12 protein-coding genes are annotated in these 15210 nt (G+C 71.8%); 6 read left to right on the top strand and 6 right to left on the bottom strand.

What is annotated here, in order from left to right; all coding sequences use genetic code 11:
• Nucleotides 1–269: 269 nt before the first annotated feature.
• Nucleotides 270–464: a hypothetical protein gene (locus tag H297_RS0129515; RefSeq protein ID WP_027739987.1), complete on the bottom strand. Its 195-nt coding sequence runs from the start codon at nt 462–464 to the stop codon at nt 270–272.
• 644 nt (nt 465–1108) lie between these two features.
• Here H297_RS0129515 and H297_RS0129510 point away from each other — a divergent pair.
• Complete coding sequence (locus H297_RS0129510) at nt 1109–2335, top strand: acyltransferase family protein (protein ID WP_027739986.1); 1227 nt, start codon at nt 1109–1111, stop codon at nt 2333–2335.
• A gap of 186 nt (nt 2336–2521) precedes the next feature.
• On the opposite strand, the gene H297_RS0129505 is transcribed toward H297_RS0129510, so the two are convergent.
• Entirely contained in the window at nt 2522–3685 is a 1164-nt protein-coding gene (locus tag H297_RS0129505) for a PP2C family protein-serine/threonine phosphatase (RefSeq protein WP_027739985.1), read from the bottom strand.
• A 146-nt stretch (nt 3686–3831) separates the two neighbouring features.
• On the opposite strand from H297_RS0129505, the gene H297_RS0129495 reads away from it, so the two are divergent.
• Complete coding sequence (locus H297_RS0129495; RefSeq protein WP_027739984.1) at nt 3832–5085, top strand: GNAT family N-acetyltransferase; 1254 nt, start codon at nt 3832–3834, stop codon at nt 5083–5085.
• A 34-nt stretch (nt 5086–5119) separates the two neighbouring features.
• Here the strand turns inward: H297_RS0129495 and H297_RS0129490 are convergent, their stop codons facing one another.
• Both H297_RS0129490 and H297_RS0129485 read right to left on the bottom strand, forming a co-directional pair.
• On the bottom strand, nt 5120–5983 hold the full coding sequence (locus H297_RS0129490) for a DNA-formamidopyrimidine glycosylase family protein (RefSeq protein ID WP_027739983.1): 864 nt from the start codon (nt 5981–5983) through the stop codon (nt 5120–5122).
• A 4-nt stretch (nt 5984–5987) separates the two neighbouring features.
• Nucleotides 5988–6491, bottom strand: a complete 504-nt coding sequence (locus H297_RS0129485) for a ribose-5-phosphate isomerase (protein WP_027739982.1) — start codon at nt 6489–6491, stop codon at nt 5988–5990.
• A 224-nt stretch (nt 6492–6715) separates the two neighbouring features.
• Between H297_RS0129485 and H297_RS39130 the strand changes: the two genes are divergently transcribed.
• Entirely contained in the window at nt 6716–8212 is a 1497-nt protein-coding gene (locus H297_RS39130) for an amino acid permease (RefSeq protein ID WP_051352286.1), read from the top strand.
• Nucleotides 8213–8296: 84 nt separating this feature from the next.
• Here H297_RS39130 and H297_RS0129475 read toward each other — a convergent pair whose 3' ends face one another.
• The gene (locus H297_RS0129475) at nt 8297–8905 is read right to left on the bottom strand and encodes a biotin transporter BioY (RefSeq protein WP_027739981.1); all 609 of its coding nucleotides are present in this window, start codon (nt 8903–8905) and stop codon (nt 8297–8299) included.
• 383 nt (nt 8906–9288) lie between these two features.
• Here H297_RS0129475 and H297_RS0129470 point away from each other — a divergent pair, with 383 nt between their 5' ends.
• Both H297_RS0129470 and H297_RS0129465 read left to right on the top strand, forming a co-directional pair.
• Complete coding sequence (locus H297_RS0129470) at nt 9289–10758, top strand: amino acid permease (protein ID WP_027739980.1); 1470 nt, start codon at nt 9289–9291, stop codon at nt 10756–10758.
• Nucleotides 10759–10937: 179 nt separating this feature from the next.
• Complete coding sequence (locus H297_RS0129465) at nt 10938–11579, top strand: superoxide dismutase (protein WP_027739979.1); 642 nt, start codon at nt 10938–10940, stop codon at nt 11577–11579.
• Between the two features lie 155 nt (nt 11580–11734).
• Here H297_RS0129465 and H297_RS0129460 read toward each other — a convergent pair whose 3' ends face one another.
• Nucleotides 11735–12373 (bottom strand): mycothiol-dependent nitroreductase Rv2466c family protein, encoded by a 639-nt coding sequence (locus tag H297_RS0129460; protein WP_027739978.1) that lies wholly within the window; start codon nt 12371–12373, stop codon nt 11735–11737.
• A gap of 191 nt (nt 12374–12564) precedes the next feature.
• On the opposite strand from H297_RS0129460, the gene pepN reads away from it, so the two are divergent.
• Nucleotides 12565–15177: an aminopeptidase N gene (pepN, locus tag H297_RS0129455; protein ID WP_027739977.1), complete on the top strand. Its 2613-nt coding sequence runs from the start codon at nt 12565–12567 to the stop codon at nt 15175–15177.
• The last annotated feature ends 33 nt before the right edge of the window (nt 15178–15210 follow it).

Raw genomic sequence — 15210 nt, 5'->3', positions numbered from 1 at the left:
CTTCGTCATGCCGAGGTGCGCCTCCGCCCGGCGCCACCCTTGCCCGCGCCCTGGCCGCCTCCGGGGGGTGACGGTCCCGGAGGCGGGTCCGGCGCTCGGGGAGCACTCAGCGGAAGAGGTGGGCCACGCACGGTGTCCGCCGCGGGCGGCGGGGCAGGGCTGCGGCCGGGTGGACCGGCGGCGTCAGCCCGCACAGGAGCCGCGCCCCGGCCGGTGGGACGCGGCAGGAGAGGCGCCGGCCACCGGCGGCTGCCGGAGGCCGGCCGCCGTCAGAAGCTGATCTGGTTGATCGTGTGCGCGATCGAGTTCAGGAACCGGTTGATGGCCGGCGCCATACCGGTGGAGGCCAGGAAGAAGCCGAAGAGTATGGCGACGATCGCCGGTCCCGCCTTGATGGACTTGCCCCGGATCATTACCACCAGGATGACCGCCAACAGCACGACTACGGACAGCGAGATGGCCACAACTGCTCACACCCTCATGGTCGGAACCTCACCCGGCCTGGGGGCCTGCCACCGTGGCCCGCCCCCGCGCACTCGGCGCGCACCCATCGTGCCACCAACTCCGTTGTCGGAGGACCCGGGTGACCGTTCGTCGGACCCATCATCGGGTAAATCCTCACTCGGGGGGAGTGCAGAAACGGTACGGATGGGACAGCGGCGGACGCGCGGGGTCCCGCTGCGGGGACAGCCGCGACGGCGAGAGCGCCGCCCCGGGGGCAGGGCGTCGGCGGAGAGGGTGCGCAATTCGGCCACCAATTCGGCTCGATCAATACACGTACCGCACCTCGTGCACCTGGTGCATAACTTCCGGCACCGAGTGCCGTCGGGCCCCGTGCGGTGAATTCATCGTGCGGTACGGCACTTTGTGGGCTCACTCACAGGGCCGCACCGCAGCGGCACCCGCGGCGGGCGGTGCCGCGGCCGCACAGCCCCGCGGAGGGCTCCCATATGCCCGATTCAGGCGGGAAAACAGGTGGCGAACCGAACATCAGGCCCATGCACCGTCAGCCTGGTTCCGGTGTATGAGGAATAGGGCGAACAGGGGCGGGAAGAACGGCCGGGACGAGAATTTACGGGTCACAGGTTCAAGCGCTAATGTGCGGCAGATGTTGCACGCTGGTTATGAGCGGGCGCCGCTCCCCCCCGTCCGCCAGGAGACCCCACCCGAGGCGCCGCCCGCGTCCCCGGAGGAGCCTTCGAAGCCGCAGTCCCCCAAGGCGCAGAAGAAACCAGCAGCCAAGCAGCGGGACCCGTTCTTCGACAACGCCAAGTACCTGACGATCGTCCTCGTCGGGATCGGCCACGCCTGGGACCCGCTGCGCGAGGACAGCCGTACCGCTGAAGCGCTGTACTTCGTCCTCTACACGTTCCACATGCCGGCGTTCATCATCATCTCCGGCTACCTGTCCAGGAGTTTCGAGGCCAAGCCCAAGCAGATCCAGCGGCTGGTCACCGGCGTCGTCGTCCCCTACTTGGCAATCCAGGTCGTCTACACGTACTTCATGCGCTGGGCCAACGACGACCCGGACCGCGAGTTCCACTTCCAGGAACCGGGGTTCGCGCTGTGGTTCCTGTGTGCACTGTTCTTCTGGCGGCTGACGACGCCGCTGTGGAAGAGCCTGCGCTGGCCCATGCCGGTCGCGCTGGCGATCGGGGCGGCAGCCAGCGTGACGCCCTCGATCGGCGGCGACCTCAACCTGATGCGCATCGCCCAGTTCCTGCCCTTCTTCGTGCTCGGCCTGCAACTCCAGCCCCGCCACTTCCAGCTCGTCAAGCGGAAGCAGACGCGGTACATGGCCGTGCCGGTCACCCTGTGCACCCTCGCCTTCGCCTACTGGGCGGTGCCCCGGATGTCCAAGGCCTGGTTCCTGCACGACAAGGCGGCCGCCGACATGGACGTGCCCTCCTGGGCGGGCGCTGTGATGTACCTCGCGCTGTTCGGCTGCGGCCTGGTGATGACCGCCTGCTTCATGTCGTGGGTGCCCCGCCGGCACATGTGGTTCACGGCGCTGGGCGCGGGCACGCTGTACGCGTACCTGCTGCACGTCTTCTTCATCCAGAGCTCGCGGCAGTTCGACTGGTACGAGATGGACTGGGTCGACCACCCGCTGAGCCGCGTCGCCATCACCGTGCTGGCGGCCGTGATGATGACGGTGCTGTGCACTCCCTGGGTGACCAGGCTCTTCAAGTTCGCGATCGAGCCGAAGATGGACTGGTTCTTCAAGCGCGATCCAGGGGCCCTGGCCCGTAAGCGGGAGTCCTCGCACTCCTCCGGGTCCGCCGGCGCCGACGGTGAGCCCGCCCGGCGGCCGGTCTCCCACCGCAAGCGGTAACCCGCCCCGCAGCGTCGACGCGTTTACGACGGCCCTCTTCCCCCGCGTACGGAGGAAGGGGGCCGCTTCGCGTGCGAGGGGCGCGGGCGGGAACGGAGGCGGTCGCGCGGGGCCGCCGGGAGCCTCGAACGTACGGGCCGCGGGTGACCGGGCGCCCTCCCGGTTGCCCGCTCCCCGCCTGCCGGGTCAGTCGCGGCAGATCAGCAGCAGGGCGCGGTCGTCGTTGACGTCCTTGGCGACCGACTCGATCAGATGCCAGGCGGCGCCGTGGAAGCTGGAGGCGACGTAGCGGTCGGCCTCACCGGTGAGGCGGTCCATGCCCTCGGTCAGATCGCGCTCCGCGGTCTCCACCAGCCCGTCGGTGAAGAGCATCAGCACGTCGCCGCGGCGCAGCGCGCCCTTGAGGGGGTCGAAGTCGGCGCCGCCGTACACCCCCAGCAGCGGGCCCTCGGCGGCCTTCTCCTCCCATTTGCCGGACCCGGCGTTGAGCTGCATGGCGGGGACGTGCCCGGCGGAGCGCAGCTCGTAGTCGCCGCTGTCGAGGTCGAGGACGAGGTGCACGGAGGTGGCGAAGCCCTCGTCCCAGGACTGGCGCAGCAGGTAGCCGTTGGCGGCGGGCAGGAAGTCGTGCGGCGGCAGGGAGCCCAGCAGCCCGCCGAAGGCGCCGGACAGCAGCAGGGCGCGGGAGGCGGCGTCCATGCCCTTGCCGGACACGTCGGTCAGGACGAGTTCCAGGACGCGCCTTCCCGGGCCGGTGCGGGCGGCGACGACGAAGTCGCCGGAGAAGGACTGACCGCCGGCCGGGCGCAGGGACATCTCGTGGTGCCAGCCCGCCGGCAGCTTGGGCAGCTTGCTCTGGACACGGATGCGTTCGCGCAGGTCGAAGAGCATGGTGCCGCCGCGCCGCCAGGGCACGCCGACGCGGCTGCGGAACTGCGCGATGAGCAGCCCGGACAGGCCCGCCGCGGCGACGACCAGGACGGTGCCGGGGGTGACGCGGCCCGCGCCGTCGTGGAACTCCCAGGGCTCCAGCAGCAGCGACTCGACCATCAGCGCGACCGCGGCGGCGGCGTAGAGCACCAGCAGGCTGGCGGGCCGCAGCAGCAGGCCGCCGGCGATGATGGGCAGCACCAGGGCCTCGGGGGCGCACCACACCGGGGTGAGGACAGTGGCCCAGGTCAACGCGGGGACGGTGAGCAGCAGTCCGGCCAGGGCGACCCCGTCGGAGGCACCGCCACGGAAGTAGTCGACGGCTGACCTGCGCAGGTTGGTGCGGACCCGGTGCCAGGTCTTGAGTGCCTGGTGCGGCCGGGTCGTCGCCGTGGAGGGGCCCGCGTGGCGTTCCGCCATGCTCACGGAGCCTAGCCACCCCCTCGGCCGCCCGTCGATTCCCGGTACGGGCGCGGGGGGCGCGCGCGACGCGCCCGCGCAGGAGGGCGGCGCGTCCACGGTCGAATTCGGTCGCCCGTGCGTGCACGGCCTGTTGTGATGGCGCCATGACGACTGAGCCGCAGGTGCTGCGGGATGCGGAGTGGGACACCTGGTACAGCGCGCTGCTGAGCGCGTTCGCCATCGAGGAGACGCCGCAGGAGCGGGAGCTGCAGCGCTCGTTGACGGAGGTGGGCCGCTGTCTCGGGGTGTGGGAGGAGGGCCGCCCGGTGGCCACCGCCGGGCTGCTGTCGTTCGCAACGACGGTGCCCGGCGGGGCCGCCGTCCCGGCCGCCGGGGTGACGGCGGTGAGTGTGGCACCCACGCACCGCAGGCGCGGGCTGCTCCGCTCCCTCATGCGGCGGCAGTTGGACGACGTGCGGGAGGCGGGCCGCGAGCCGCTCGCGGTGCTGACGGCGTCGGAGGGCTCGATCTACGGACGGTTCGGGTACGGCCTTGCGACACGTGCCCTCACGGCCCGGATCGACACCAGCCGCACGGGGTTGGCCCTGCCCGCGCCGCTGGCGGCGGAGGCGGACGGGCTGCGGCTGCGGCAGTCGGACGAGGCGGCCACGCTGCTCGCGGAGTGCGAGGCGGTCTACGCGCGGGTGGTGCACCGGCGCCCGGGGATGCTGGAGCGGCGCCCGGGGTGGGAGCGCGCGCCGCTGCTCGATCCCGAGCGCCGGCGTGACGGCGCCTCACCCCTGCGCTGCGTGGTGGCACTGCGCGACGGTGAGCCGGTGGCGTACGCCCGCTACGCCGTGAGGACCGACTGGAACGAGGCGGTGGCGGCCGAGGGCGAGGTACGGCTGCGCGACATGGAGGCGCTGGATCCGGCCGGATACGCCGCGGTCTGGCGGTTCCTGTTCGGCATCGACCTGACGACCTCGATCGTCACCGGTGACCGCCCGCTGGACGACGCCTGGCAGCACCTGGTGGACGACCCGCGCCGGTGCCCGGTCCGGGTGCGCGACGCGCTGTTCGTACGCCCCGTGGACGTCGGCGCCGCGCTGGCCGCGCGCACCTACACGACACCCGTCGAGGTCGTCATCGGCATCGAGGACGCCTTCTGCCCGTGGAACAGCGGCCGGTGGCGGCTGGCCGGTGACGAGAAGGGAGCGGTGTGCGAGCCGACCGGCGACCCGGCGGACCTGTCGCTGTCCGTGCGGGAGTTGGGCCGCGCCTACCTGGGCGGCACGTCGCTCGCGGCGCTGGCCGGTGCCGGTCTGGTGCGCGAGGAGCGTCCCGGCTCGGGCGCCCTGCGGGCCGCCTCCGCCGCCTTCGCCGGGGAGGTGGCGCCCTGGCTGCCGCACGGGTTCTGAGGGCGTACGGACCGCCTCCGGCGTGTGCGGCGGCTCAGTCCCGTCCCGGCTGGCAGTGCGGGCACCAGAACAGGTTGCGGGCGGCCAGCTCGGCGGTGGCGACGGGGCTGCCGCACACCAGGCAGGGCTGCCCGGCACGGCGGTAGACGTAGACCTCACCGCCGTGGTCGTCCACGCGGGGCGGGCGTCCCATGGCCTCGGGGGTGTGCTCGTCCCGCACGGTGTCGATGCGGTTCTTGCGCACGCCGTCGGCCATCAGCGCCGCCAGGTCCGCCCACAGGGTGTCCCACTCGGTGCGGGAGAGGTCGCGGCCCGCGCGGTAGGGGTCGATGCCGTGCCGGAAGAGCACCTCGGCGCGGTAGACGTTGCCGACCCCGGCGACGACCTTCTGGTCCATCAGCAGGGCGGCGATGCTGGTGCGGCTGCGGGAGATCCGGGCCCAGGCGGCCTCGGGATCGGAGGCGGCGCGCAGCGGGTCGGGGCCCAGCCGGTCGTCGACGGCCTGCTTCTCGGGGGCGGTCAGCAGCTCGCAGCGGGTGGGGCCGCGCAGGTCGGCGTAGTACAGCGGGCCCTGCGGGTCCCGGGAGGCGGAGGAGCGCGGCTGCCCGTCGGGGCGGGTGGCCAGCCGCAGCCGTACCTGTCCCACGGGCTCGGGCGGCGGGCCCTCGCCGAAGCGGAAGGTGCCGTAGAGACCCAGGTGTATGTGCACCCAGCCGACGGGGCCGAAGCCGAGGAAGAGGTGCTTGCCGTGCGCCTCGGTCGCGGTCGGCGCCGTGCCGTCGAGCAGCGCGGCGCCGTCGGCGAACTTGCCCTGCGGGCTGGTGGCGTCCACCGGGTGGCCCGCGAACCGGTCCGCGATGTCGCGGGCCAGCCGGTGGATGGTGTGTCCCTCGGGCACGGGCTCAGCTTCGCGGGGCCTGCGGGCCCTGGGGGTGGTGCGCCGGCACGGGCGGCAGCTCGCCGGTGCGCTCGTAGTCGGCGAGCATGCCGATGCGGCGCTTGTGGCGCTCGCCCTCGGAGAAGGAGGTGCTCAGGAACGTCTCGACGAAGGAGACGGCCTCCTCGGTGCTGTGCATCCGGGCGCCGACGCCGACCAGGTTGGCGTCGTTGTGCTCGCGGGCCAGCGCGGCCGTCTCGGTGGACCAGGCCAGGGCACAGCGGGCGCCGGGGACCTTGTTGGCGGCCATCTGCTCGCCGTTGCCGGAGCCGCCGATGACGACGCCGAGGGAGCCGCTGTCGGCGACCGTGCGCTCGGCGGCCCGGAGGCAGAAGGGCGGGTAGTCGTCCTCGGCGTCGTAGAGGTGGGGACCGCAGTCGACGGGCTCGTGGCCCGCGGAGGCCAGCCACTCGACGAGGTGGTTCTTCAGTTCGTATCCGGCATGGTCGGAGCCGAGGTACACGCGCATACCGCAGAGTGTGTCATCCCCTCCCCCGCCCGCCCCGCGCAGGGCGGCCGAGGCGGCACAGGATGTCACGCCGGTGACCGTACGCAACGGCCGCGTCCGGGTACGTGGATGCTCCTGCTCGTGCGGGCAACAATCCGGATTCGGCTCTTCCGTTGTGGGCAGCACGCCCTCTTACATGTGAACGCTCGTTGAAGACGACGACCCCACAAGGAGCCGGCTGCCCCATGAGTACCCCGCACACCCCGCATACGCCGGGGGAGCCGCAGCAGACGCCGCCGCAGGCCGCAGAGACCGCGCAGGACGGTGACGGCCTGCAGGCGGGCCTCAAGAACCGCCACCTGTCCATGATCGCCATCGGCGGTGTCATCGGCGCCGGGCTGTTCGTCGGCTCCAAGGCCGGCATCGCCGACGCGGGCCCCGGCATCCTGCTGTCCTACGCCCTGGCCGGCCTGCTGGTCGTCCTGGTGATGCGGATGCTCGGCGAGATGGCCGCCGCCGATCCGGCCTCCGGCTCGTTCTCCACCTACGCCGACCGGGCGCTGGGCCGCTGGGCCGGGTTCACCATCGGCTGGCTGTACTGGTTCTTCTGGGCGGTGGTGCTCGCGGTCGAGGCCACCGCCGCCGCCGACATCCTGGAGGGCTGGATACCCGCGGTCGACCAGTGGGTGTGGGCCCTGCTGGTGATGCTGGTGCTCACCGGCACGAACCTGATCTCCGTCGGCTCCTACGGCGAGTTCGAGTTCTGGTTCGCGGGCATCAAGGTCGTGGCGATCGTCACGTTCATCGTCGTGGGCCTGATCGCCTTCGTGGGGCTGCCGCCCGCCGACGGCGCCGCCGGTCTGGCGAACCTGACGGGAGCGGGCGGTTTCCTGCCGCACGGGCCCGGCGCGATCCTCTCCGGGATGCTGCTGGTGGTCTTCTCGTTCATGGGCAGCGAGATCGTCACGCTGGCCGCCGCCGAGTCCCCGAACCCGGTCGCCGCCGTCCGCAAGGCCGTCACCAGCGTGATCTGGCGGATCGGGCTGTTCTACATCGGGTCGATGTTCGTGATCGTCGCGCTGCTGCCGTGGGACGCGAAGGCCATCGCCACCGACGGGCCGTACGTGGCCGTGCTGGACGCGCTGGACATCCCCTACGCGGGCACCGTGATGGACGTCGTCGTGCTGACGGCCGTCCTCTCCTGCCTCAACTCGGGCCTCTACACCGCCTCGCGGATGGCCTTCTCGCTGGGTGAGCGCGGGGACGCCCCGGCCTCCTTCGGCCGCACCAACCGGCGGGGCGTGCCGCGGGCCGCGATCCTGGCCTCGGTGGCCTTCGGCTTCGTGGCGGTCTTCTTCAACTACATCGCCAAGGACACCGTCTTCGAGTTCCTGCTCAACTCCTCGGGAGCCGTCGCGCTCTTCGTGTGGCTGGTCATCTGCGCCTCGCAGTTGCGGATGCGGCGCCGCATCGAGCGGGAGGCACCGGAGCGGCTGACGGTGCGGATGTGGCTGTACCCGTATCTGACCTGGGCGACGATCGGCCTCATCGTGTTCGTGATCGGCTACATGTTCACCGACGACGACGGGCGCACCCAGATGCTCCTGTCGCTCGCCGTCGCGGCGGGCGTACTGATCACCTCGCTGGTCAAGGACCGCCTCCGGCGCGGGGCGGCGCCCGCCCGCGAACCGCTGGGCGACGGGGCCCCGCACGCGCCGCACTCCCCCGCGGACGCGGGCTGAGCCGGGGGACGCGCGCACCCCGCGGGCACGACGAGGGCCCGGCACCTGTGCGGCGCCGGGCCCTCGGTGGTTCCCTGCGGTGCGTCAGCTCCTGCGGCCGGCGAGCTTCCACGCGGCCGGCAGAGCACCCATCGCGAGAGCCGCCTTGAGGGCGTCCCCGACCAGGAAGGGCAGCAGCCCGGCGGCGACCGCCTCGGTCAGCGACATGCCGGTCGACAGCGCGAGGTAGGGGACGCCGATCGCGTAGATCACCGCCAGGCCCACAGCCATCGTCCCGGCCGTGCGCAGCGCGCCCCGGTCGCCGCCGCGGCGGGCCAGCGCGCCCACGGCGAGAGAGGCCAGCAGCATGCCGAAGACGTAGCCCAGCGTGGGCATGCCGACTCCGGCGGAGCTCTCCGCGAACCACGGCACGCCGGCCATCCCGGCCACGGCGTAGAGGGCGAGGGCGAGGAACCCGCGGCCGGCGCCCAGCCCGACGCCGACCAGCAGCGCGGCGAAGGTCTGGCCGGTGACGGGCACCGGCGAGCCGGGGACGGGGAGCGCGATCTGGGCGGCGACCCCGGTCAGCGCGGCGCCGCCGCCGACCAGCGCGGCGTCCCTGACCCGGGCGCGGGCGGCGCTGGAGGCGGGCAGCAGATCCGCGAGCACGGCTCCGGGACGCGGGGTGGCTGCGGCGGAAGTGAGAACACTCATGGCATCTCCGTCTCGTCGGTCTCGTGCCCCATGACGCTAGCCGAATCCGTCCCGCTGCCGAGCGTGAGCGGGCGTGAGCTTGGCGACAGTGCGGCACCGGGAGGTGACGGCACGAGGTGGTGACGTCAGGCGTGCGGGGCCGCGGCGGGGAGCGGCGTGAGTTCGGCAACAGTGCGGCCGGCCATGAAGGCGGCGCGGGCACGGCGACGGCGGGGCGGGAAAGCCCTGTTCGTACCGATCGCCCCGCGGAAAGGGGTGTCCGTATCCCAGGATGGGCTGCACGATTATTGAAGTGCCGGGGATGCCTCCCGAACACTGTGGGAGCAACAGCACCACCTGCCACTCCGTCCCCGCTCGCCCCTCACACCCAGGAACGGCCACTGATGACGCGCACCGAGACGTCCGACGCGCCGCACTCGCCCGACGAGCCCTCGCAGCCTGCCGGGGCTGCGGACTCCTCCAGACCCGGCGAGGCCCCCGGTGACGGCCGTTCCCTCGCCAACGGGCTCAAGCAGCGCCATCTGTCGATGATCGCCCTCGGCGGCGTCATCGGCGCGGGCCTCTTCGTCGGCTCCGGCGCGGGCATCGCCGCCGCGGGCCCCTCCATCGTCCTCGCCTACGCCGCCTCCGGCGCGCTGGTGATGCTGGTGATGCGGATGCTCGGCGAGATGTCGGCCGCCCGCCCGGCCTCCGGCTCCTTCTCCGTGCACGCCGAGCGGGCTTTGGGTCCCTGGGCGGGGTTCGCCTCCGGCTGGATCTACTGGGCGCTGCTGTGCGTCGCCATCGCGACGGAGGCCACCGCCGCGGCCAAGATCATGACGGGCTGGCTGCCCGCGACCGAACAGTGGATGTGGGTCGCGCTGTTCATGCTCCTGTTCTGCGGGAGCAACCTGGCCCAGGTGCGCAACTTCGGCGAGTACGAATTCTGGTTCGCCACCTTGAAGGTGCTGGCGATCAGCGCGTTCCTGATACTCGGCGTGCTGGCCGTCGCCGGGCTGCTCCCTGGCACCGAGACGCCGGGCGGCAGCCACCTGACCGGGGACGGCGGTTTCTTCCCCACCGGGGCCGACGGGCTGATCGTGGGCCTGCTGGCGTCCGTGTTCGCCTTCGGCGGGCTGGAGACGGTGACGATCGCGGCGGCCGAGTCGGAGAAGCCCGTCTCCGGCGTCGCCAAGGCCGTGCGGACGGCGGTGTGGCGCATCGCGCTGTTCTACGTCGGCTCGATGCTGGTGATCGTCACCCTCATGCCGTGGGACGACGAGTCGGTGAAGTCGGGGCCGTACGCGGCCGTGCTGGACTACGTGGGCATCCCGGCCGCCGCGCAGGTGATGAACGTGGTGGTGCTCGTCGCCCTGCTCTCGGCCATGAACGCCAACATCTACGGCGCTTCCCGCATGTCGTACTCCCTGGTCGAGCGGGGTGAGGGCCCGGCCTTCTTCAACCGGCTCAGCTCGCAGGGGGTGCCGCGCTACGCGGTGATCGCCTCGTCCTTCTTCGGCTTCGTGGCGGTACTGCTGAACATCTTCTGGGCCGAGACGATCTTCACCTGGCTGCTCAACATGGTCGGGGCCGCGACGCTGGTGGTGTGGGGCTTCATCGCCGTCTCCCAACTGGTCACCCGCTACCGGCTGGAGCGTGAGGCACCTCAGAAGCTGGTGGTGCGGATGTGGCTGTTCCCGGGGCTGACCGTCGTGGCGATACTCGGCATCGTCGCCGTCCTGGTGCTCATGCTGCGCGAGAGCGACACCCGTACCCAGTTGGCCTTCACCGCCGGACTGACGGTCGTGCTGGCCGCCGTCGGATACGTACGGCAGCGGATCCGTCCGCGCACCCCGGTGCCCGAGGACGCCTGAGAGCGCCCGGCACCGACCGGCCGACGGCCCAGGGAGCAGAACTCAGGGCTCGGAACTCAGGGCCGGCACGCGAGAGAGCGGAGCGCCCCCGCACACCGGGGGCGCTCCGCTCTTTCGCGCTCTCTTGCTGCTAACTTCTTGTTGCAAGTAATGTGCATTAGCGAGTGAAGGGCGAGAGCATGTCGACATACACCTTGCCGGAGCTGCCGTACGACTACTCCGCACTGGAGCCGGTCATCAGCGGCGAGATCATCGAGCTGCACCACGACAAGCACCACGCCGGGTACGTGAAGGGCGCCAACGACACCCTCGAACAGCTCGCGGAGGCGCGCGACAAGGATGCGTGGGGGTCGATCAACGGCCTGGAGAAGAGCCTCGCCTTCCACCTGTCCGGGCACATCCTGCACACCATCTACTGGCAGAACATGACCGGTGACGGCGGCGGTGAGCCGCTGGAGAAGGACGGCACCGGCGAGCTGGCGGACGCCATCGCCGAGTCCTTCGGGGACTTCGCCAAGTTCAAGGCACAGCTGTCCAAGGCCGCCGCCACCACGCAGGGCTCGGGCTGGGGCGTCCTGGCGTACGAACCGGTCACCGGCCGGCTGATCGTCGAACAGGTCTACGACCACCAGGGCAACATCGGCCAGGGCTCCGTGCCGATTCTGGTCTTCGACGCCTGGGAGCACGCCTTCTACCTGCAGTACCGCAACCAGAAGGTGGACTTCGTCGAGGCCATGTGGCGCGTCGTCAACTGGCAGGATGTCGCCGCCCGCTACACCGCGGCCAAGGAACGCGCCAACAACCTGCTGCTCGCGCCGTAACCTCCCCTGCCGCGCGGGCACGGCTTCCGTCCTCGTGATCGTCTTCTCAACCTTCACGAACGGGCGGGAGAAACAGGGGCCCCTTGTGTGGACGTGACACACAAGGGGCCCCTGGCCTGTACCGGGTGGCGCCCGGCGGTGGTGCGGCGCTCTTCTCAGTCGAAGACCGGCTCCTGCGTACGGGTGCGCTTCAGCTCGAAGAACCCGGGCGTCTCCGCGACCATCAACGTCCCGTCCCACAGCTTGGCCGCGGCCTCGCCCTTGGGCGCGGGCGTGACCACGGGGCCGAAGAAGGCGACCTGCTGCCCGCTCCGGCCGGGCACCGCGATGACCGGCGTACCGACCTCCTCACCGACCAGTTGGATGCCCTCCTGGTGCGAGGCGCGCAGCGCCGCGTCGTACTCCTCCGAGTCGGCCGCGTCCGCCAGCGACGCGGGCAGGCCGACCTCCTGCAACGACTCCACGATCACCTCCCGGTCCAACTGGCGCCCGCCCGGGTGCCTGCGGGTGCCGATCGCGGTGTAGAGCGGGCCCAGCACCTCGTTCCCGTGCTGCTGCTCCGCGGCGATCAGCACGCGTCCCGGCCCCCAGCCGCGGGCGATCCGCGCACGGTAGTTGTCGGACAGTTCGTCCACGCGCTTCTCGTTGAGCACGGACAGGCTCATCACGTGCCAGCGGACCTCCACCGGCCGGACCTTCTCCACCTCCAGCATCCACCGGGAGGTGAGCCAGGCCCAGGGGCACAGGGGGTCGAACCAGAAGTCTGCCGGGGTCTTCTCCGTCGTACCGGACATGCGCTCTCCTTCGTGGTGCGAACAGGCTACGAAAAGGGGCGTTACGGATGCGGACAACGTAACGGGCGGCCGGCCGCATTCCCGGGTACGGCCTGTCGGTGGCGCATGCGATGCTGAGCGGGTTGTTCACCATGCGAGACATCGGCGTCCCCCGCGGCAGGCGGGAGGACCGGACGGAGAGGGAGCGTCGCGTGCCCGGAGAGAACCTGACCCGCACCGAGGCCCGGCAGCGTGCCGCCCTGCTGAGCGTGAGCGGGTACGAGGTGGCGCTGGACGTGCGCTCGGCCGTCCAGGCGCCGCCGGCCGACGGACCCCGCACCTTCCGCTCGACGACCACGATCCGGTTCACCTGCGCCGAGGAGGGCGCCACCACCTTCGCCGACCTGGTGGCGCCGCACGTCCACTCCGTCACCCTCAACGGCGAGTCCCTGCGCGTCGAGGAGGTCTTCGACGGCTGCCGCGTCACCCTGCCGGGGCTGCGGGCCGACGCGGCCAACGAGGTGACGATCGACGCGCAGTGCGCCTACAGCCGCACCGGTGAGGGCCTGCACCACTTCCTCGACCCCGAGGACGGCGAGACCTACCTCTACACGCAGTACGAACCCGCCGACGCGCGCCGCGTCTTCGCCACCTTCGAACAGCCGGACCTCAAGGCTCCCTTCGACTTCACCGTCACCGCCCCCACGGGCTGGACGGTGCTGAGCAACGGGGCCGGGGACGGGGAGCCGCAGCCGGTCTCCGAGGGCGCCGGGGCGCGGTGGCGGTTCGCCCGCACCCGGCCGATCTCCACCTACATCACCGCCGTCGTCGCCGGCCCCTACCACTACGTCTCCGACACCTACCGCCGCACCCTGCCCGACGGCAGCGAGCTGGAGATCCCGCTCGGCGCGCTGTGCCGCAAGGGGCTGGCGCCGCACTTCGACGCGGACGACATCTTCACCGTCACCAAGCAGGGGCTGGACTTCTTCCACGACCACTTCGGCTACCCGTACCCGTTCGGCAAGTACGACCAGGCGTTCGTGCCGGAGTACAACATCGGCGCCATGGAGAACCCCGGATGCGTCACCTTCCGCGAGGAGTTCGTCTTCCGCGGCAAGGTCACCGAGGCCTCGTACGAGGGCCGCGCCAACGTCATCCTGCACGAGATGGCGCACATGTGGTTCGGGGACCTGGTCACCATGGAGTGGTGGGACGACCTGTGGCTCAAGGAGTCCTTCGCCGACTTCATGGGCGCCTTCGCCCTGGTGGAGGCCACCCGGTTCACCGGCGGCTGGATCACCTTCGCCAACCGCCGCAAGTCCTGGGCCTACCGCGCCGACCAGTTGCCCTCCACCCACCCGGTCACCGCCGACATCCGGGACCTGGAGGACGCCAAGCTCAACTTCGACGGCATCACCTACGCCAAGGGCGCCTCCGTCCTCAAGCAGTTGGTCGCCTACGTCGGCCAGGACGCCTTCCTGGAGGGCGCCCGGCGCTACTTCCAGCGCCACCAGTGGGGCAACACCCGCCTGGAGCACCTGCTGGCCGTCCTGGAGGAGACCTCCGGGCGCGACATGGCCGCCTGGTCCAAGGCCTGGCTGCAGACCGCCGGCGTCAACACCCTCACCCCGCAGCTCACCTACGACGCCGCCGGCCGCGTCACCGAACTCGCCGTCCTCCAGGAGGCCCCCGAAGCGCACCCGGTGCTGCGGCCCCACCGGGTCGCCGTCGGCTTCTACCGCCGTGACCCGGCCCAGGGCACGCTGGAGCAGTACGCGCGCGCCGAGGTGGACGTCACCGGGCCGCGGGCCGCCGTGCCGCAACTGGCCGGCGCCGACCGGCCCGACCTGGTGCTCGTCAACGACGCCGACCTGACCTACTGCAAGGTCCGCTTCGACGAGGTGTCGCTGGCCACCCTCCGCGACCACCTGGGGGAGCTCACCGACCCTCTCGCCCGCGCCCTGTGCTGGTCGGCGCTGTGGAACCTCACCCGCGACGGGCTGATGCCCGCACGGGACTTCATCCGCCTGGTGCTGCGGTTCGCCGGGGACGAGACCGAGATCGGCGTCCTTCAACTGCTGCACGGCCAGGCCAAGCTGGCCCTGGACCACTACACCGCGCCCGAGTGGCGCGCCGAAGGCGGCCGGCTGCTCGCCGAGGGCGCCGTCACACAGCTGCGGCACGCCGAGCCCGGCAGCGGCCACCAGCTCGCCTGGGCCCGCTTCCTGGCCGCCGTGGCCACCGGCGAGCACGAACTGCGCCTTCTAAAGGGCCTGCTGGCCGGCACCGCCCGGATCGACGGCCTGGAGGTGGACCAAGAGCTGCGCTGGACGCTCCTGCAACCGCTGGCCGCCGAGGGCGCCGCGGACGAGGCGACGATCGAGGCGGAGCTCGCCCGGGACGACACCGCCTCCGGCAAGCGGCACCAGGTGCGGTGCCTGGCCTCCCGCCCGTCCGCCGCCGTCAAGGCACAGGCCTGGGCGTCGGTGGTCGAGTCGGACGCGCTGTCCAACGCCCTGGTGGAGGCCACCATCGCCGGATTCGGCCAGCCCGGGCAGGCCGCGCTGACCGCACCGTACGCCGCGCGGTACTTCGAGGTGCTGGAGCAGGTGTGGGCATCGCGGTCCATCGAGATCGCGATGGCCGTCGTACGGGGCCTGTACCCCGCCGCCCAGGGGGACCAGGCCACTCTGGACGCCACCGACGCCTGGCTGGCCGCCCACCCGGACGCGGCACCCGCACTGCGCCGCCTGATCACGGAGTCCCGCGACGACCTGGCCCGCGCCTTGGCCGCCCAACGCGCGGACGCCTCGGCCAGGGACTGACGCCCCAGGGCGTCGGCCGGGCGGGCCGACGCC

The organism is Streptomyces sp. CNT360, assembly GCF_000424785.1.
Note: the sequence above shows the minus strand (reverse complement) of the source record. Positions and strands in the feature narration are given on the sequence as shown.